This window comes from Pseudomonas sp. CGJS7, assembly GCF_036961695.1.
The window spans coordinates 21,315-38,934 of record NZ_JBAMDI010000014.1 but is presented as its reverse complement, the minus strand read 5'-3'; the positions used below and the strand labels follow the sequence as shown (position 1 = coordinate 38,934).

General features: G+C 66.8%; 16 protein-coding genes. 4 read left to right on the top strand and 12 right to left on the bottom strand.

Annotation, left to right across the window (positions count from 1 at the left end; genetic code table 11):
* The first annotated feature begins 97 nt into the window (after positions 1-97).
* The 3 genes from V7787_RS11245 (at position 98) to V7787_RS11235 (ending at position 4,600) form a co-directional block, all read left to right on the top strand.
* Entirely contained in the window at positions 98-2,473 is a 2,376-nt protein-coding gene (locus V7787_RS11245; RefSeq protein WP_336088123.1) for a 3-hydroxyacyl-CoA dehydrogenase/enoyl-CoA hydratase family protein, read from the top strand.
* 27 nt (positions 2,474-2,500) lie between these two features.
* The gene (locus V7787_RS11240; protein WP_336088121.1) at positions 2,501-3,706 is read left to right on the top strand and encodes an acetyl-CoA C-acyltransferase; all 1,206 of its coding nucleotides are present in this window, start codon (positions 2,501-2,503) and stop codon (positions 3,704-3,706) included.
* A 159-nt stretch (positions 3,707-3,865) separates the two neighbouring features.
* Complete coding sequence (locus V7787_RS11235; RefSeq protein ID WP_336088118.1) at positions 3,866-4,600, top strand: methyltransferase family protein; 735 nt, start codon at positions 3,866-3,868, stop codon at positions 4,598-4,600.
* Between the two features lie 9 nt (positions 4,601-4,609).
* On the opposite strand, the gene V7787_RS11230 is transcribed toward V7787_RS11235, so the two are convergent.
* From V7787_RS11230 to V7787_RS11215, 4 genes are all read right to left on the bottom strand, one after another.
* Positions 4,610-5,782, bottom strand: a complete 1,173-nt coding sequence (locus V7787_RS11230) for a glycoside hydrolase family 5 protein (RefSeq protein WP_336088317.1) — start codon at positions 5,780-5,782, stop codon at positions 4,610-4,612.
* A 234-nt stretch (positions 5,783-6,016) separates the two neighbouring features.
* Complete coding sequence (locus V7787_RS11225; RefSeq protein ID WP_336088115.1) at positions 6,017-6,304, bottom strand: hypothetical protein; 288 nt, start codon at positions 6,302-6,304, stop codon at positions 6,017-6,019.
* A 226-nt stretch (positions 6,305-6,530) separates the two neighbouring features.
* A complete protein-coding gene (locus V7787_RS11220) occupies positions 6,531-6,905 on the bottom strand; it encodes a tRNA-binding protein (protein WP_336088113.1) in 375 nt (124 codons plus the stop codon).
* Positions 6,902-8,197: an NAD(P)/FAD-dependent oxidoreductase gene (locus V7787_RS11215; RefSeq protein WP_336088111.1), complete on the bottom strand. Its 1,296-nt coding sequence runs from the start codon at positions 8,195-8,197 to the stop codon at positions 6,902-6,904. Before V7787_RS11215 ends, V7787_RS11220 begins: the two co-directional genes overlap by 4 nt.
* An 85-nt stretch (positions 8,198-8,282) precedes the next feature.
* Here V7787_RS11215 and V7787_RS11210 point away from each other — a divergent pair, with 85 nt between their 5' ends.
* Positions 8,283-8,711 (top strand): hypothetical protein, encoded by a 429-nt coding sequence (locus V7787_RS11210; RefSeq protein WP_336088109.1) that lies wholly within the window; start codon positions 8,283-8,285, stop codon positions 8,709-8,711.
* A 24-nt stretch (positions 8,712-8,735) separates the two neighbouring features.
* Here the strand turns inward: V7787_RS11210 and galU are convergent, their stop codons facing one another.
* From galU to cmk, 8 genes are all read right to left on the bottom strand, one after another.
* On the bottom strand, positions 8,736-9,635 hold the full coding sequence (galU, locus tag V7787_RS11205) for a UTP--glucose-1-phosphate uridylyltransferase GalU (protein WP_336088107.1): 900 nt from the start codon (positions 9,633-9,635) through the stop codon (positions 8,736-8,738).
* Positions 9,635-11,545, bottom strand: coding sequence for a polysaccharide biosynthesis protein (locus tag V7787_RS11200; RefSeq protein ID WP_336088106.1), 1,911 nt, complete (start codon positions 11,543-11,545; stop codon positions 9,635-9,637). The genes galU and V7787_RS11200 overlap by 1 nt, the downstream gene beginning before the upstream one ends.
* A 36-nt stretch (positions 11,546-11,581) precedes the next feature.
* Positions 11,582-12,568 (bottom strand): MraY family glycosyltransferase, encoded by a 987-nt coding sequence (locus tag V7787_RS11195; RefSeq protein WP_336088105.1) that lies wholly within the window; start codon positions 12,566-12,568, stop codon positions 11,582-11,584.
* Between the two features lie 2 nt (positions 12,569-12,570).
* Positions 12,571-13,746, bottom strand: a complete 1,176-nt coding sequence (gene lapB / locus V7787_RS11190) for a lipopolysaccharide assembly protein LapB (RefSeq protein WP_336088103.1) — start codon at positions 13,744-13,746, stop codon at positions 12,571-12,573.
* A 2-nt stretch (positions 13,747-13,748) separates the two neighbouring features.
* Complete coding sequence (locus V7787_RS11185) at positions 13,749-14,033, bottom strand: LapA family protein (RefSeq protein WP_336088100.1); 285 nt, start codon at positions 14,031-14,033, stop codon at positions 13,749-13,751.
* Between the two features lie 272 nt (positions 14,034-14,305).
* Positions 14,306-14,608, bottom strand: a complete 303-nt coding sequence (locus V7787_RS11180; protein WP_057947915.1) for an integration host factor subunit beta — start codon at positions 14,606-14,608, stop codon at positions 14,306-14,308.
* Positions 14,609-14,813: 205 nt separating this feature from the next.
* Positions 14,814-16,499, bottom strand: a complete 1,686-nt coding sequence (rpsA, locus tag V7787_RS11175; RefSeq protein WP_336088092.1) for a 30S ribosomal protein S1 — start codon at positions 16,497-16,499, stop codon at positions 14,814-14,816.
* 219 nt (positions 16,500-16,718) lie between these two features.
* Positions 16,719-17,411 carry a (d)CMP kinase gene (gene cmk, locus V7787_RS11170; RefSeq protein ID WP_336088091.1) on the bottom strand — a complete coding sequence of 231 codons (693 nt, stop codon included), beginning with the start codon at positions 17,409-17,411 and terminating at the stop codon, positions 16,719-16,721.
* Between the last annotated feature and the right edge of the window lie 209 nt (positions 17,412-17,620).

The following is a 17,620-nucleotide window of genomic DNA, read 5'->3' as shown; positions in this document are numbered from 1 at the left end:
CCAGTGCACCGGTGGTTACCACCCGCCCGCTCGCACGAGCGCGACCTCCCCTCGCCACGTTCCAAGATTCCCGAATTCCTTCAAGGAGTTGTTGACGATGTCCAACCAATTGCTAGTCCGTCGCGCCGCGGTCCTCGGGGCCGGCGTCATGGGCGCCCAGATCGCCGCGCACCTCACCAACGCCGGCGTCGACACGGTCCTGTTCGATCTGGCCGCCAAAGACGGCGATCCCAACGGCATCGTCAACAAGGCCATCGCCAACCTGGCCAAGCTCAGCCCGGCGCCGCTGGCCAGCAAGGCCCTGGCCGAGCGCCTGACCGCCGCCAACTACGACACCGGCCTGGAACTGCTGGCCGGCTGCGATCTGGTGATCGAAGCGATCGCCGAACGCATGGACTGGAAGCAGGACCTGTACAAGAAGATCGCCGCGCACGTGCCCGATCACGCCGTGCTGGCTTCCAACACCTCGGGCCTGGGCATCAACAAGCTCGCCGAAGTGCTGCCCGAGCAACTGCGCCACCGCTTCCTCGGCGTGCATTTCTTCAACCCGCCGCGCTACATGCACCTGGCCGAACTGATCCCGGCCAAGACCACCGACGCGGCGGTGCTGGAAGGCCTGGAAACCTTCCTCACCACCACCCTGGGCAAGGGCGTGGTGATCGCCAAGGACACCCCGAACTTCATCGGCAACCGCATCGGCGTGTTCTCGATGCTGGCGGCGATGCACCACACCGAACAATTCGGTCTGGGCTTCGACACCGTCGACGCGCTGACCGGCCCGGCCATCGGCCGGCCGAAGTCGGCGACCTACCGCACCGCCGACGTGGTCGGTCTGGACACCATGGCCCATGTCATCAAGACCATGGCCGACACCCTGCCCGACGACCCGTGGCACCAGTACTTCAAGGCGCCGAAGTGGCTGAGCGCGCTGGTCGAGAAAGGCGCGCTGGGCCAGAAGGCCGGCGCGGGCTTCTACACCAAGAAGGGCAAGGACATTCTGGTCCTTGATCTGAAGGCGCAGGACTACCGCGTCTCCGCCGGCGAGCTCGATGCCGACGTCGCCGCGATGCTCAAGGAAAAAGACCCGGCCAAGAAGTTCGCCGCGCTGCGCGCCAGCCAGCATCCGCAGGCGCAGTTCCTGTGGGCCGCGTTCCGCGACACCTTCCACTACAGCGCCTTCCATCTGGAATCCATCGCCGACACCGCGCGCGATGTCGATTTCGCCATGCGCTGGGGCTACGGCTGGTCGCTGGGCCCGTTCGAAACCTGGCAGGCCGCGGGCTGGAAGCAGGTCGCCGAGTGGATCGCCGAAGACATCGTCGCCGGCAAGGCCATGGCCAGCGCGGCGCTGCCGAACTGGGTGTTCGACGGCCGCGACGGCGTGCACGACGGCAAGGGCAGCTACAGCCCTGGCCGCGGCGCGCAGGTGCCGCGTTCGTCCAACCCGGTGTACGCGCGTCAGCGCTTCCCCGACGCGCTGCTCGGCGAGAAGTTCTCGCAGGGCCAGACCGTCTTCGAAAACGACGGCGTGCGCTTGTGGGCCGACGACGGCGACGACATCGCGGTGCTCAGCTTCAAGACCAAGATGCACACGGTCAACGACCACGTGCTCAACGGGATTCAGGAAGCCATCGCCATCGCCGAGAAGAAGTTCAAGGGCGTGGTGATCTGGCAGCCGAAGGAACCGTTCTCGGCCGGCGCCGATCTGTCCGGCGCGCTGGGCCTGCTGCAGGCCGGCGATCTGAAGGGCTTCGAGGCGATGGTCGCCAACTTCCAGGCCACCAGCCAGCGGATCAAGTACTCGCTGGTGCCGGTGGTCGCGGCGGTGCGCGGGCTGGCGCTCGGCGGCGGTTGCGAATTCCAGATGCACTCGGCGCGCAGCGTGTTCGCGCTGGAAAGCTACATCGGTCTGGTCGAGGCCGGCGTCGGCCTGCTGCCGGCCGGCGGCGGTCTGAAGGAACTGGCGGTGCGCGCCTCCGACGCGGCCGGTCCGGGCGGCGACGTGTTCGCCGAACTCAAGACCGCGTTCGAGAGCGTGGCGATGGGCAAGGTCTCGACCTCGGCCTTCGAAGCGCGCGAGCTCAAGCTGGCGCGCGAAGGCGACCGGGTCGTGTTCAACGCCTTCGAACTGCTGCACGTGGCCAAGGCGCAAGCGCGAGCGCTGGCCGAAAGCGGCTATCGCCCGCCGCTGCCCGCCCGCCGCATCCAGGTCGCCGGCGATGTCGGCATCGCCACCTTCAAGATGCTGCTGGTGAACATGCTGGAAGGCCGTTTCATATCAAAGCACGACTACGAAATCGCGACCCGCATCGCCACCGTGATCTGCGGCGGCGAAGTCGACCGCGGCGCGCTGGTCGACGAGCAATGGCTGCTCAAGCTCGAGCGCGAGCACTTCGTGGCCTTGGCGCAGATGCCCAAGACCCAGGAGCGCATCGCGCACATGCTCAAGACCGGCAAGCCGCTGCGCAACTAAGCGACGACGACTACAGGAATCATAGACATGACCAAGCAAGTTCAAGAAGCCTACATCGTCGCCGCCACCCGCACCCCGGTCGGCAAGGCGCCGCGCGGCGTGTTCCGCAATACCCGTCCCGACGACATGCTCGCGCATGTGCTCAAGTCGGTGATCGCGCAAGCGCCGGGCATCGACGTCAACCGCATCGACGACGCGATCATCGGCTGCGCCATGCCCGAAGGCGAGCAAGGCATGAACGTGGCGCGCATCGGCGTGCTGCTGGCCGGCCTGCCCAACACCATCGCCGCGCAGACCATCAACCGCTTCTGCTCCTCCGGCCTGCAGGCCGTGGCGCTGGCGGCCAACGAAATCCGCCTGGGCAACTCCGACCTGATGCTGGCCGGCGGCACCGAGTCGATGTCGATGGTGCCGATGATGGGCAACAAGGTCGCGCTGTCGCCGTCGGTGTTCAACGACGACCACGTCGCCATCGCCTACGGCATGGGCATCACCGCCGAGAAGGTCGCCGAGGAATGGAAGATCTCGCGCGAGGACCAGGACGCGTTCGCGCTGGCTTCGCACCAGAAGGCCATCGCCGCCCAGGCCGCCGGCGAGTTCGCCAGCGAAATCAGCCCGTATGAAGTGATCTCGCACCAGCCCGACCTGTCGGGCAATGCGATCAAGCTGCGCAAGCTGTTGGTCGAACACGACGAAGGCCCGCGCCAGGACGCCTCGCTGGAAGCGCTGGCCAAGCTCAAGCCGGTGTTCCGCAACGGCCAGTTCGGCGGCACCGTCACCGCCGGCACCAGCTCGCAGATGAGCGACGGCGCCGCCGCGGTGCTGCTGGCCTCCGGGCAGGCGGTCAAGGATTACGGCCTGACCCCGCTCGCGCGTTTCGTCAGCTTCTCGGTCGCCGGCGTGCGTCCGGAAGTGATGGGCATCGGCCCGATCGCGGCGATTCCCAAGGCGCTCAAGCAAGCCGGCCTGACCAAGGACCAGATCGACTGGATCGAGCTCAACGAAGCCTTCGCCGCGCAGGCGCTGGCGGTGATCCGCGACAGCGGCCTGGACCCGTCCAAGGTCAATCCGCTCGGCGGCGCGATCGCGCTCGGCCATCCGCTCGGTGCGACCGGTGCGATCCGCACCGCCACCATCGTCCACGGTCTCAAGCGCCGTCAGCAGAAGTACGGCCTGGTGACCATGTGCATCGGCACCGGCATGGGCGCGGCGGGCGTGTTCGAGTCGCTGTAAGCGCAGCCGCATCGGTCGTCGAAAAGCCCCGGGGCGACCCGGGGCTTTTTTGTGGCCGCTTTTCGCCTCGCCTCTGGCCGCTCGCGCCCTGTGCCCGGCGCGGCCGGCATGATGGGATGGCCCGCATCCTCGACCCTGCCCGCATCCGGAGCCTTGCCCATGAGCGAACCCGTCTCGCCCCTCGCCGCTCCGCGCTGGGCCCTGGCGATGCGCCGTCTCACCACCTACCTGTCGCAGGATTTTCTCGGCGGCCCGCGGCCGTGGAAACTGGCCTGGGTGATCAACTTCCAGAAGGCCGGCACCTTCATTTTTCTAGGCGCGTTGATCGCTTGGTACCAGAACTACTCCACCGCGGCCTGGATCTATCTGGCGATGCACGGCAGTTATGGGCTGGTGTGGATCCTCAAGGACCTGACGTTTCCCGATCCGAGCTGGCAAGTCAAAGTCACCATCGGCGGCGGCATCAACGCCTTCGCCACCGTGCTGGGCTGGTACTGGCTGTTCGGCTGGCTGCTGATCGCCGCGCCCGCGCCGCCGGACTATCCCCTGCCCGCGCCGGTCTGGTTCTGCCTGTGCATCAGCCTGTGCATCCTCGGCTGCGCGATCATGATCGCCGCCGACGCGCAGAAGTACTTCACCCTGCGCGTGCGCCGCGGCCTGATCGTCGACGGCATGTTCCGCTACGTGCGGCATCCCAATTATCTGGGCGAGATCATGATCTACGGCAGCTTCGCGCTGATGGTCTGGCATTGGCTGCCGGCGCTGGTGCTGGCGTGGGTGTGGCTGGGCGTGTTCGCAGTGAACATGCTGCTGAAGGAAGCGAGCATGTCGCGTTATCCGGAATGGGCGGCGTACAAGAAGCGCAGTTGGTGGCTGTTGCCGGGCCTGCTCTAGCCCAGCCGGTTATTTTTCCGGCGATCGCAAACGCCGCAGGATCGGCTCGAATTCCGGGGTCGGCTTGCGCTTGACCGGGTCGGGCTTGTTTTCGTCGATCGCCTGCCAGTACGCCCACGGCACCTTGGCCGAACCCAGTTCGTAATCCATGCCGTCCCAGTTGTCCTCGCGGAAGCTGTAGAAGGCCCAGTGCAGTTGGTGCTTGTCGAGCACGCTCAGCACGTCGTTCAAGTAGGCCTTGCAGCCGGGCAACAGCCGCATGCAGCCGAACTCGCCGGCGACCATGCGCTCGCGCGGAACCCCATGCGTCTTCGCCCATTGCAGCGGCAGTTGCAGGTACTCGGCCACGCGCTTGCCGTCCCAGACCTGCTCGCCTGCGCCGAACGGCACCTTGCCCGGGTACGGGTACGGCTTGGCCCGCTTGATGTTGGGCGCACTGGTGGCGGCGTAAGGCTCGTACATGTGGAAGCTGTAGAGCACGCGCGCATCGTCCATCGGCTTGGGCCAGTAGACGAAGGCATCGGCGGCGCCGTACCAGCCGCTGTCGAGCATGATCGGCGTCTTCGCATCGACCTCGCGCACCGCGCTGATCAGTTGCGCATAGAACAGCGGCAGATCGCGGGCGCTGCCGCGCGCGCCTTGGTACCAGTCGAGCATCGCCTTGGCGTCGGCGTGTTCGCTGAGCGCGGTCTTGAACTCGGGCGCGGGTTCGTTGACCAGGTTGTAGGCCGCCACCGCCGGATGGTCCTTGAGTTCGCGGGCCAGATCGCGCCAGAACGCCGCGGCTTGTTTCCAGTAGTCCTTGTCCTGCCACAGGCGGTCGTCGAAGCGGCCGTCGTTCTTCTGCTTCCAGCGCGCGCCGGGCAGGCTCAGCGGCGCGATCACCACTTTCAGGCCGGCGGCCTGGGCTTGATCGAGGCTGGCCTTCAGCTGCGCCAGATCCTTGGCTTCCAGGCCCTGGTATTGGTCGGCATCGCCGATCAGGAAGTCGCGCCGCGCGGGCGTCCATTTTTCATACGACAACCTCACCCAACTCGCGCCGTAGCCGTGCAGCGCGTCGTAGTACGCGCGATCGGGCGGGATGCGGTTGAAGCTGTTGCCGCCGTGACGCGGCTGATTCCAGAACTCGATCAGATCGGCCGCGCGCGCCGGAGCCCAGGCGCAAGCCAACATCGCCGCCATAACGGCGCTCCAAGCATAACTGCGCATGCAACCGCTCCGATTTCGTCGCGGCCATGCTACGCGGAGCTGGGTGAACGCAGCGACGATCTGGCTGAATTCGCTTTGCGTGTGCGCGAACAAAAAACTCCGGCGGACGATGAACGTCCGCCGGAGCGGGTCGTCGACCTCGCGGCGCTCGCGCGTCCGCGGGGTTTGGCGAATGGAACGGAACGCGCCGCGACGAAACTTGCGAACTTATTTCGGGCAGGCGGTGAACTTGCCCTTGTCGTCGCGGCAGCGCTTGGTCTCGGCTTTCTTGGCGCAGGCGATGAATTTGCCCTTGTCGTCGCGGCAGCGCTCGGTCGCGGCCTTGGCCGGAGCGGCCTTGGCCGGCGCAACGCTGGCCTTGGTGGCGGGTGCGGCGGCGGGTGCGGTCTTGCCGGTGGTCGGCTGGGTGGCGGGCGCGGGTTGAGGCGCGGCGATCGCGCCCAGGCTCAGAGACAACAGGACGGCGGCGAGCGAAACGGCGAGCTTACGGCGCATGGCGGACATCTCCCTGGGACGCGACCGGAACAAGGATCGCAGCGGGATGCTAGCAATCGATCCAGCATAAAAGCGTGTTTTGGGGATTAAATTTACTTAATGAAGCGGTGTTTTCCGGTGCTTGCGGATGGGGTCGCGGCGGCCGTGTTTTCGCGGTCGCGGCTTGCGCCGCTCCTACAAGGGGCATTCGACGGTGCCGCCAAGGCGCAGCCGTGGCCGCGCCGATTCAGGCCAGGCGGGTGCCGTTGGGTACTGCCCGCTCGATCGCGGTGACCACCACGCCCTCTTCGGTCGGAAACCCGGTCAGCAAGAACTCCGAGACGAACGGCCCGATCTGCTTGGGCGGAAAATTGATCACGCCGACGATCTGTCGGCCGAGCAATTCCTCGGCCGAGTACAAATGACGGATCTGCGCGCTGGTCTTGCGGGTGCCGTAAGGGCCGAAATCCACCCACAGTTTCCACGCCGGTTTGCGCGCCTGCGGAAATTCCTCCACCTGCACCACCGTGCCCGCGCACAGCACGACTTTTTCGAAATCGCTCCAGGCGATCGGCGCGTGCTGCGGCGCCGCGGCATCCGCGCCGGTTGGTTCTTGACTCATGTTCGGGATCCCTCTGTCGTGTCCTTCCACCAATCCTTGAACTGCGCCCAGCTGTAGCTCAACTGGGCGGCCAGCAGACCGGCCGGCTTCATCGCCGAAACCAGCCCGTAATCGGACAACTCGCGCCAGCGCAGGTCGCCTTGCGCGATCGCCGCGGCCAGGACTTCGCCGGCGAAGGTGGTCGGCGCCACGCCGTGACCGCCGAAGGCCTGGGCCAGCCACAGGCCCTGATCGACCTGTCCGATCTGCGGCATCTGGTGCCGCGCATAACTCATCAGCCCGGACCAGGCGTAGTCCACGCGCGCGCCGGCCAATTGCGGGAAGACCTTGAGCAGGTCGCGATACAACACGCGCTGCACCTGCGCCGGCGAACGGTCGCGCACCGAGATGCGCCCGCCCCACAGCAGCCGCGTGTCGGGCAGCGGGCGGTAGTAGTCGAAGGCGAAACGGCTGTCGTAAACCGCCGCGCGCGTGCGCAACGCTTCGTCCAGACGCGCGCCCAGCGGCTCGGTGACCATGACGTAGGTCGCGATCGGCATCACCGCCGCGTCGACCTCGCGGCGCAGCCCGGCCAGGTAGCCGCCGCATGCCAGTACCACTTGCTCGGCCTGGATGTCGCCGTGCGGTGTGCGCACCCGCCAACCCGCACCCGCGCGTTCCAGCGCGATCGCGGGCGTGCTCTCGTGCACGCGCACGCCGCGCTCCTGCGCCAGGCCGGCCAGACCCTGGGCGTACTTGAGCGGGTGGAAATGGAACGCCTGCGGTTCGAACAAAGCGTCGAAGTAACGCTGGCTGCGCACGCGTTCGCGCAGCCGCTCGCGCGGCCACCATTGCCAATGGGTGTCGTAATGTTCGGCCAGCAGGCGCTGGCGCGAACGCAATACCTCCGGGTCGCCGAACCAGTTGGCCCAGATCACACCGGCTTCGGTCGCATCGCAGGCGATGGCATGGCGGTGGATGCGCGAACGGATCAGTTCGACCGCATCCAGCGTGCCCGCGTACAAGGCGCGCGCGCGTTGCGGCCCGAGTTCGCGCAGCAGCGCGTCCTCGCCGCGCGAAAACCCGCCGAATACGAAACCGCCGTTGCGTCCGGACGCGCCGTGGCCGATGCGTTGCGCCTCGATCAGGGTGACCGCGTCGACGCCGCGCTCGGCCAGGCCCAGGGCGGTATTGAGCCCGGCGAATCCGCCGCCGATCACGCACACCCGGGTCTGCGCCGCGCGCTCCAACGCCGGCCATCGGCGGTCTTGCTCGAGGCTGGCGCGGTAATAGTTTTCGGCGGGTATGGACATGGGCGGATCGGAACGGTTTGATGGCGGCCAGCCGGCGGCGCGGGATACAACGCGGACCGCCGCGTGCTTGCCGAGATCGCAGACGATGGAAATCCACCGCGCCGACCTAGCCTACCGCAGACGCAGCCTTGGGCTGTTGTCGGCGCTGCTGTGCCTGAGCGCGGTCGGGCTGTGGCAATTGCATGAGTGGCTGCAAATCGTGCAAGCCCAGGCCAGCGCCGGCGACCCGGTGCAGGCGCGGCGCTGGCTGCGTTGGGCGCTGGTCGGGCTGTCGTCTGCGCCGGTGGCGCCGTTGCTGCTTTGGGGCCGCAGCCTGCTGCGTCTGGGCGGTGCCGCGCGCCGGGAGCAACGGTTTCCGCCGCGCGCGTGGAAAACCTATCGCGACGTGCGGGTATTGCGCGAACGCGCCGCGCTGGATTGGTCGCGGCGGACCGAACGCCTCGGCCGCTGGGCCTGCTACGCCGCCGCGGGCTTTGCGCTGACGGCGTTGCTGGCCTGGGTCTGGCTCAGCTGAGCGGCCTGAGCGGGCGATCGCCCGTCAAGCCAGATCTTCCACGCCCAGCTCGCTCAATGCGTTCTGCATCAGCTGCCGCGCCGAATCGCTGAGCTTTTCGTGATCGAGCGCGTAACGGATGGTCGCTTCGATCAAGCCGATGTGGGTGCCGCAGTCGAAACGCGTGCCCTGGAAGCGGTAGGCGTTGACGGTCTCGCGTTGCAGCAAGGTGGCGATGGCATCGGTCAGCTGGATCTCGCCGCCGGCGCCGGGCGTGGTGGTTTCCAGCAGGCCGAAAATGCTCGGATTGAGCACGTAGCGGCCGACCACGGCCAGATTGCTCGGCGCGATCTCGGGCTTGGGTTTCTCGACGATGGCCTTGATCCGGCCCTGACGCGCATCGAAGTTTTCGGTCGCCACGATGCCGTAGCTGCCGGTCTGTTCCTTGGGCACGTCCTGCACCGCGATCACGCTGGCGCCGCTGGCCTGCGCCGCGTCGGCCATCTGCTTGAGCGCGCCGGGGCCGCGGTTCCAGATCACGTCGTCGGGCAGCAACACCGCGAACGGCTCGTTGCCGACGACGTCCTTGGCGCACAGCACCGCATGGCCCAGGCCCAGCGCTTCGGCCTGGGTCACGAACACGGCGCGCACGCCCGCGGGCAACACGTTACGGATCAGTTCGAGCTGTTCGGTCTTGCCGGAGCGTTCGAGTTTGTGTTCGAGCTCGTAGGCTTTGTCGAAATAATCGGCGACCGCGTGCTTGTAGCGGTTGGTGATGAAGATCAGCGTGTCGCAACCGGCTTCGATGGCTTCATCGACCGCGTACTGGATCAGCGGCCGATCGATGATCGGCAGCATTTCCTTGGGCACGGTCTTGGTCGCGGGAAGGAACCGGGTGCCGAGGCCTGCGACGGGGAAAACGGCCTTGCGAATACGAGCAGCCATCAAATCTTCCTGGCATTACGAGCGGGGAACGCGACCACGGTAGCCGATTCCTTGTAGTCGGGGTGTTCACCAACCGGTTGGAACTCCGGAACCGCGATGCGCAGCAAGGCGCCGAGCGCATCGCGGTCGTAGCGCACCGAGGCTTCGCGCAATTGCGCCAGCGAATGCTCCAGGGCGCTGCTGGACACGTCGCGCGGTTCGGCCTGCAGAATCTTGGGGTGCACCGTCGGGCGATAGCGCTCGTCGGCATGGAACAGGGTTTCGTGCAGCTTCTCGCCCGGACGCAGGCCGGTGTAGACGATCGCCACGTCGCGGCCGGGTTGCTTGCCGGCCAGGCGGATCATCTGTTCGGCCAACAGCCGGATCGGCACCGGTTCGCCCATGTCGAGGGTGTAGATCGCCTCGTGGGTGCCGATGGCCGAGGCTTGCAGGATCAACTGGCAAGCCTCCGGAATGGTCATGAAGAAGCGGGTGACTTCCGGGTCGGTCACGGTGATCGGCCCGCCGTTGCGGATCTGCTCGCGGAACAGCGGCACCACGCTGCCGGCCGAATCGAGCACGTTGCCGAAACGCACGGTGACGAAGCGGGTCTTGCGCTGGTCGGCCAGCGACTGGCAGGTCATCTCGGCCAGACGCTTGGTCGCGCCCAGCACATTGACCGGATCGACCGCCTTGTCGGTGGAGATCAGCACGAACGTGCCCACGCCCGCGGCGCGGCAGGCCCGCGCGACGGTCTCGGTGGCCAGCACGTTGTTGCGCACCGCTTCACGCAATTGCGCTTCCAGCAGCGGCACTTGTTTATAGGCGGCGGCATGGAAAGCCGCGTCGGGCTCGGCGACCTTCAGCGCGTACTCGATCACCGCCTTGTCGCCGCAGTCGCCGAGGATCGGGATGAACTCGACGTCGGGGAAGTCGCGGCGCAGCGCGGTCTCGGTGGTGACCAGGGCGAGCTCGTCGATTTCGATCAACGCGATCCGGCCGGCGCCGTGGCGGGCGCACTGGCGGCACAGTTCGGAACCGATCGAGCCGCCGGCGCCGGTGACCAATACCGAGCGCGAACCGAGCCAGCCGCGAATCGCCTTCCAGTCGGGCAGGATCGGCTTGCGGCCGAGCAAGTCTTCGATCGCCACTTCCTTGAGCTCGCCCGGCAGCGAACGGCCTTCCAGCACGTCCTGCAGGCGCGGCACCATGCGGAAGGTCACCCCGGTGCGCTCGCAGGCCATGACCACGCGCTGCATCGCGCTGGCGTCGGCCGAGGGCATCGCGATCACCAGCAGCTTGGCCGCGGTTTCACGGGCGATTTCGGCCACGTCCTCGACCCGGCCCAGGACCGGAACGCCCTGCACCTTGCTGCCGCGCAGGCGCGCGGCGTCGTCGAGGAAACCGATCGGGTGATAGGTGCCGAAGCGGCGCAGATCGCGCACCAGCGCCTCGCCGGCGCGGCCGGCGCCGAGAATCAGGATCCGCACCGAGACCGCGTTGGCGTTGTCGATGCGGCTGTCCTTCCAGGCCCGGTACAGCAGCCGCGGCGCGCCCAGCATGCCCATCAGCACCAGCGGGTACAGCACCAGCACGGTGCGCGGCACCAGGTCGAGGCGGTTGTACAGGAACAGGCCGAGCACGATGGCGAACAAACCCAGCATGCAGGCTTTGAAGATGTTCCAAAGATCCGGGACGCCGGCGAAGCGCCACAGGCCGCGGTACAGACCGACCTGCCAGAACACCAGACCTTGCGCGACCAGGACCAGGGCGATTTCGGTCGACCACAGCGGCAGCACCGGCGGCGTGGCGACTACGCCGAAACGCAGCTTGTGCAGGGCTTGCCAAACCAGCCAGACCATCGCGAGATCGTGCGCGACGACCGCCAGGCGAGGCAGTCCGCTCTTGAGTCGATCACGCAATGAGCTCATTCCTGCCTCGTCTGCCAGCACTGTGGATTCGTACGTCTAGCCGTCAACGGCGCCCGAAACCTCGGCGGGCGCTTGGGTCCGTTGGATCAGCCACCAAAAAAAAGCGCCGGATATATACCATCCGGCCCCCATACACAGCATGAAACCCATTCGGACTTCGGTCACAAGGTGCAAGGAGGCTAATGCCAGGGCCGTGAAAACGGTATAGGCAAAAGTGACTCGCGCATGACCGATGCGCCGGGACCACACCTGATAGGCATGCTGGGTGTGCGGGGTCCACCAGCGTTCGCCACGCCGCATACGCCGCAGCAGGGTCAGGCTGGAATCGACCATGAATGCGGCCAGCGGGATCAGCAGCAACCAGGCGTTGACGCCCATGCCGCCGGCGACCAAAGCGCTCAAGCCGGCGATGGCGTAGCCGATCGCGCCGCTGCCCACATCGCCCATGAAGATCCGCGCGCGCGGGAAATTGAACGGCAAAAAGCCCAGGCAAGCCGCCATCAAGGCCAGCGCCAGCCAGCCCCAGACCGGGCCGCCGAACCAGGCCAGCCCCAGCGCGACCAAGGCGGCCTGGGAAGCGGCCATGCCGTTGATCCCGTCCATGAAGTTCCAGACGTTGGTCAGCCCGACCGCGAGCACAAAGGTCGCCAAGGCCAGCCACGGGTCGCCGCGCGAAGACCAGATCGCCCCGGCCAGGATCGCCGCGGCGAGGATGTGCACGACCAGGCGCAGCAATGCCGACAGCGGCCGGTGGTCGTCGATCCAGCCGATCGCCGCGATCAGCAGCAACCCCAGCCCGAACGCCAGGGCCAGAAACGCCTGCTGCGGAAACCGCAGCCCCAGCGCCACGGTGGCGACCAAGACCGCGGCGACGATGGCGATGCCGCCGCCGCGCGGCGTGGCCACGCTGTGGCTGCGGCGCTCGCCGGGCTGGTCGATCATCTTGCTGCGCAACGCGTAGGCGCGCGCCAGCCAGGTGCCCGCCGCGCCCAGCGCCGCATAGATCGCGATCCACTCCCACATGCTCAAACCACCGCGTAGTTGAGCAGCGGCTTGATCGACCCCCACTCCTTGCAGCTCGGGCATTGCCAATGGTGGCTGCGCGCGCCGAAGCCGCAGCGGTTGCAGCGGTAGCTGGGATTGCGCACCAGCAGTTGATCGGTGATGTGCTTGAGGTCGTGCAGGGTCGCCAGGGGATCGGCGTTCTCGGCCAGGGTCAGGTCGATCAAAGCCGCCTCGCCGCGCACCGACGGGCGGTCCTTGAGCTGGCGCGCCAGATAGGCGCGCGCGGCCGGCACGCCGTCTTCGGCTTCGACCATCCGGGTCAGGGCCAACACCGGGGCGATGCCGCGGTAGTGCTCGCACATCTCGGCCAGGAACGCGCGCGCGCCGGTGGCGTCGCCGTTGCGCTCATAGCAGCTCAGCAACGCCGGCAGCACTTCGGGCAGATAGTCCGGGTCGGCGCGGGCGACGCGTTCGAACGCGCGGATCGCCGCGGGGTCGTTGCCCGCCTCCACTTCGATCCGGCCTTCGAGCATGCCCGCGCGTACCGAGTTGGTATCGGCCTCGTACGCGCGCTTGACCGCCGCACGCGCGGCCTCGCTGTCGCCGGCGGCGCGATGGCGGTCGGCGAGTTCGCATTCGAACTGGGCGATCAGCTTGCCCATCGGCTCGCCGGTGGCGGCTTCGAAGCGCTGCGCGTTCTCGATCGCCTTGTCCCAATCGCGCTCGGACTGGTAGATGCCGATCAGATGACGCAGCGCCAGCGGCGCGTTGTCGAGCGCGACCAGATCGCTGAACACGGTTTCGGCGCGATCGAGCAGGCCCGAGCGCATGTAGTCCTCGCCCAGCGCCAACAACGCCTGGACTTTCTGTTGATCGCTCAGGCCGGGACGCTGCACCAGCGCCTGATGCAGGCGGATCGCCCGATCCACCTCGCCGCGGCGGCGGAACAGATGGCCCAGCGCGACCTGGGTTTCGAAGGTGTCCTTGTCCAGCTCGGCGATATGCAGGAACAGCTCGATCGCCTTGTCGGGCTGCTCGTTGAGCAGATAGTTCAAGCCGCGGAAATAGGTGGTGGACAGGCGGCTGACCTGATTGTCGCTATGGCGCTCGCCGCCGCGACGGCCGATCACCCAGCCGCTGACCGCGGCGACCGGCAACAACAGGAAGAACCAGAACCACTGGCTGATGAATTCCATGCTCAGACCTCGGGTCCGGTCAGCGTCGGCGGCGGGGCCGCGCTACTGCGTTCGGCGCGCTCGGCGCGGGCCAGACGGCGGCGCAAGGGCAGCACCACGCTGGCGCTGATCGCCAGGCCGCCGATCAGCGCGCCGATCAGCAAGGCCACGATCAGAGCGATCCCCAGCGAGGTCGCCGGAACGAAACCGATGCCCAGGTCGATGCTGACCAGTTGCCGGTTGAGGGCGCCCAGAATCGCGCCCGCGGCCAGACAGACCAGGGCAATGAGAAGACGGATCACGCGCATGTGGGATTCCGATCAGTCGTGCACGATCTCGTGCGTGTCGCGCCTAGCTTAACGGACGCGGATGGACGCCGCGTATAGGTGCGCGGGTTGGAACCGCGACGGTCGCGGAAATCCTTGGGCAACTCGAAGGAGCGAGCGCGGATGGCGCCGCATCGGGCCATGCCGGCCGCAACACGCTATTGGACGGCAGGCTATCGGACGGCAGGCGGTCGGACGGGGCGAACCATGGGCCGGCGGCTTTCGCCCGCGGCTATGGACTCGCGTTCCGGCGCTCAGCCTTCCTCATCCAACGGCGTGACGCCGCTGACGCGTTCGCGCAGTTCCTTGCCGGGCTTAAAGTGCGGCACGTGCTTGCCGGGCAGCGCGACCGATTCGCCGGTCTTGGGATTGCGGCCCAGGCGCGGCGGACGGTAGTGCAGCGAGAAGCTGCCGAAACCGCGAATCTCGATCCGCTCGCCGGCAGACAGGGCACCGCCCATCATTTCCAGCAAGGCCTTCACCGCCAGATCCACATCGTCGCCCTTGAGATGGGCCTGACGCTGCGAAAGGATCTCGATGAGTTCGGACTTGGTCATGCGGAGTGTTGCCTGGCCTTATGAAGGTCGTTGAGAAGACTGCGACATCGCGCAAACGCCGCGATCCCCTGCCGCAGACCGAAGGCGTCCGGCCACTGGCCGGAACGCCCCGGTATCGCATCGCGGCCGGCGCTGGGCCGGACCGCGACGCGGGTAGTGCCGGCCCGGACGAATCCGGGCCGTAACGCGTTGGAGCCTTGACCGATTACTCGGACTTGCCGCCCAGACGCTCGCGCAGCAACGCGCCGAGGCTGGTGGTGCCGGTGGCGGCATCGGACTGACGGTTGTAGTCCGCCAGCGCCTCTTGCTGCTCGGCTTCGTCCTTGGCCTTGATCGACAGCTGCATGCTGCGACCCTTGCGGTCGGTACCGATGATCTTGGCCTCGACTTCCTGGCCGACCTTCAGGTACTGCGAAGCGTCCTCGACGCGCTCCTTGGCGATGTCGCGCGCAGCGACGTAGCCTTCGATGCCGTCGGCCAGCTCGACCGTAGCGCCCTTGGCGTCGACTTCCTTGACCACGCCCTTGACGATCGAGCCCTTGGCGTTGGAAGCGACGTACTGACCCATCGGGTCCTGCTCGAGCTGCTTGACGCCGAGCGAGATGCGCTCGCGCTCCGGATCCACGGCCAGCACCACGGCTTCCAGCGTGTCGCCCTTCTTGAAGTTGCGCACGATGTCTTCGCCGGTGGTGTTCCAGCTGATGTCCGACAGGTGCACCAGGCCGTCGATGCCGCCGTCCAGGCCGATGAAGATGCCGAAGTCGGTGATCGACTTGATCTGGCCTTCGACCTTGTCGCCCTTCTTGTGGATGGCCGCGAAGGTCTCCCACGGGTTCGAGGTGACCTGCTTCATGCCCAGCGAGATACGACGACGCTCTTCATCGACGTCGAGCACCATGACCTGAACTTCATCGCCGACCTGCACGATCTTGGACGGGTTGACGTTCTTGTTGGTCCAATCCATTTCGGACACGTGGACCAGGCCTTCGACGCCCGGCTCGATCTCGACGAACGCGCCGTAATCGGTGACGTTGCTGACCTTGCCGAACACGCGGGTGTTGGCCGGGTAGCGACGGGCGATGTTGTCCCACGGATCCTCGCCCAGCTGCTTGAGGCCGAGGCTGACGCGGTTGCGCTCGCGGTCGTACTTGAGCACGCGGACGTCGAGTTCCTGACCGACTTCCACCACTTCCGACGGGTGACGCACGCGCTTCCACGCCATGTCGGTGATGTGCAGCAGGCCGTCGATGCCGCCGAGGTCGACGAACGCGCCGTAATCGGTGAGGTTCTTGACCACGCCCTTGAGGATCGCGCCTTCCTGCAGCTTCTCCATCAGCTGTTCGCGCTCGACGCTGTACTCGCTCTCGACCACCGCGCGGCGGGAGACGACGATGTTGTTGCGCTTGCGGTCCAGCTTGATCAGCTTGAACTCGAGTTCCTTGCCTTCCAGGTAGGCGGAGTCGCGCACCGGGCGCACGTCCACCAACGAACCCGGCAGGAAGCCGCGGACATCCTTGATGTCGACGGTGAAACCACCCTTGACCTTGCCGCTGATGCGGCCGGTGATGGTCTCGTTCTTTTCGAGCGCCTCTTCGAGCTCGTCCCACACCATCGCGCGCTTGGCCTTCTCGCGCGACAACACGGTTTCGCCAAAGCCGTTCTCGATCGAGTCGAGTGCGACCTTGACCTCGTCGCCTTCGGCAACGTCGATCTCGCCGGCGTCGTTACGGAACTGTTCGATCGGCACGATGCCTTCGGACTTCAGGCCGGCGTTGATCACCACCACGTCGCCGCGGACTTCCACGACGACGCCGGTGACGATGGCGCCGGGCTTCAGCTTGGCCAGGTACTGCTGGCTTTGTTCGAACAGTTCGGCAAATGATTCGGTCATTGGATTGAATATCTCGGTTGAACACACGGATCGCACCGTTTGACATCGTTGCCGTGGTGGCAACGCAAGCAGAACGTGGTCGACCCACCCGTTATGTGATGCGATGCAGCCGCATCATGTGTTGTGGTTGATCCATCGCGGAATTGCGATGGGGTTTAGGTGTCGCACTTGCGGTACATCTATTGCGGATGCGCGGCGGATGCGGCCGCGACGCGTCGTTCAGCGGGCAGGCAACAAAGCCAGCACCTGTTCGACTACCGTGTCGATTCCAAGACCGGTGGTGTCGATGCGAACGGCGTCTTCAGCCGGTCGCAGCGGAGCCACCGCGCGCTGGGCGTCACGGGCGTCGCGGGCAAGAATCCCCCGCAGCAGACCGTCTAACGTAACGCAAACCCCTTTGTCTTTCAACTGCTTATACCGTCTTTCCGCCCGTTCCTCGGCGCTGGCGGTCAGAAAGACCTTGAACGGGGCGTCCGGGAAGATGACCGTACCCATGTCGCGGCCGTCGGCGACCAGCCCCGGCGGCTGGCGGAAGGCGCGCTGGCGGTCCTTCAGCGCGGCCCGCACTTCCGGGATCGCGGCGATCGCCGAGGCCGCCGCGCCGGCGGTTTCGGTGCGCAGCTCATCGGTGGCGTCCTGGTCGTTGACCAGCACTCGCAGCTCGCCGGAGGGGTCGTCGCGGAAGCCGACCCGGGTGTCGAAGGCGCAGCGCACCAGCGCGGCCGGGTCGGCCAGATCCAGGTCGGCCCAGCCCGCGGCCACGCCGACCGCCCGATACAGGGCGCCGGAATCCAGGTAATGCCAGCCCAGTCGCTGGGCGACCAGCCGGCTGATGGTGCCCTTGCCCGAGCCGGAGGGCCCGTCGATGGTCAGGACGGGAACGGTGCCGCTAGTGGAAGATGCGCTATTCATGCGCGCTATTATGCGGCCGATGGCGGCGGCTCCGGCCATTCTTTATGCTGCCGTCGGCGCATCGGCGCGGCCCGGGACGCGCATCCGGCCAGCGCGGACCCGCCTTTCGAGCCGGATCGAACCGGGCCGAATCCAGGCTTCGGAGCCGCGTTTTCAGGCCCAGGCGCCGACCGCTTTCGCCGCCGTCCGGATTTTTTCTACGCAAGCAC

Coding starts and splice junctions, on each gene's coding strand:
- V7787_RS11245 (WP_336088123.1), top strand. CDS start 98: ATGTCCAACCAATTGCTAGTCCGTCGCGCCGCGGTCCTCGGGGCCGGC.
- V7787_RS11240 (WP_336088121.1), top strand. CDS start 2,501: ATGACCAAGCAAGTTCAAGAAGCCTACATCGTCGCCGCCACCCGCACC.
- V7787_RS11235 (WP_336088118.1), top strand. CDS start 3,866: ATGAGCGAACCCGTCTCGCCCCTCGCCGCTCCGCGCTGGGCCCTGGCG.
- V7787_RS11230 (WP_336088317.1), bottom strand. CDS start 5,782: ATGGCGGCGATGTTGGCTTGCGCCTGGGCTCCGGCGCGCGCGGCCGAT.
- V7787_RS11225 (WP_336088115.1), bottom strand. CDS start 6,304: ATGCGCCGTAAGCTCGCCGTTTCGCTCGCCGCCGTCCTGTTGTCTCTG.
- V7787_RS11220 (WP_336088113.1), bottom strand. CDS start 6,905: ATGAGTCAAGAACCAACCGGCGCGGATGCCGCGGCGCCGCAGCACGCG.
- V7787_RS11215 (WP_336088111.1), bottom strand. CDS start 8,197: ATGTCCATACCCGCCGAAAACTATTACCGCGCCAGCCTCGAGCAAGAC.
- V7787_RS11210 (WP_336088109.1), top strand. CDS start 8,283: ATGGAAATCCACCGCGCCGACCTAGCCTACCGCAGACGCAGCCTTGGG.
- galU (WP_336088107.1), bottom strand. CDS start 9,635: ATGGCTGCTCGTATTCGCAAGGCCGTTTTCCCCGTCGCAGGCCTCGGC.
- V7787_RS11200 (WP_336088106.1), bottom strand. CDS start 11,545: ATGAGCTCATTGCGTGATCGACTCAAGAGCGGACTGCCTCGCCTGGCG.
- V7787_RS11195 (WP_336088105.1), bottom strand. CDS start 12,568: ATGTGGGAGTGGATCGCGATCTATGCGGCGCTGGGCGCGGCGGGCACC.
- lapB (WP_336088103.1), bottom strand. CDS start 13,746: ATGGAATTCATCAGCCAGTGGTTCTGGTTCTTCCTGTTGTTGCCGGTC.
- V7787_RS11185 (WP_336088100.1), bottom strand. CDS start 14,033: ATGCGCGTGATCCGTCTTCTCATTGCCCTGGTCTGTCTGGCCGCGGGC.
- V7787_RS11180 (WP_057947915.1), bottom strand. CDS start 14,608: ATGACCAAGTCCGAACTCATCGAGATCCTTTCGCAGCGTCAGGCCCAT.
- rpsA (WP_336088092.1), bottom strand. CDS start 16,499: ATGACCGAATCATTTGCCGAACTGTTCGAACAAAGCCAGCAGTACCTG.
- cmk (WP_336088091.1), bottom strand. CDS start 17,411: ATGAATAGCGCATCTTCCACTAGCGGCACCGTTCCCGTCCTGACCATC.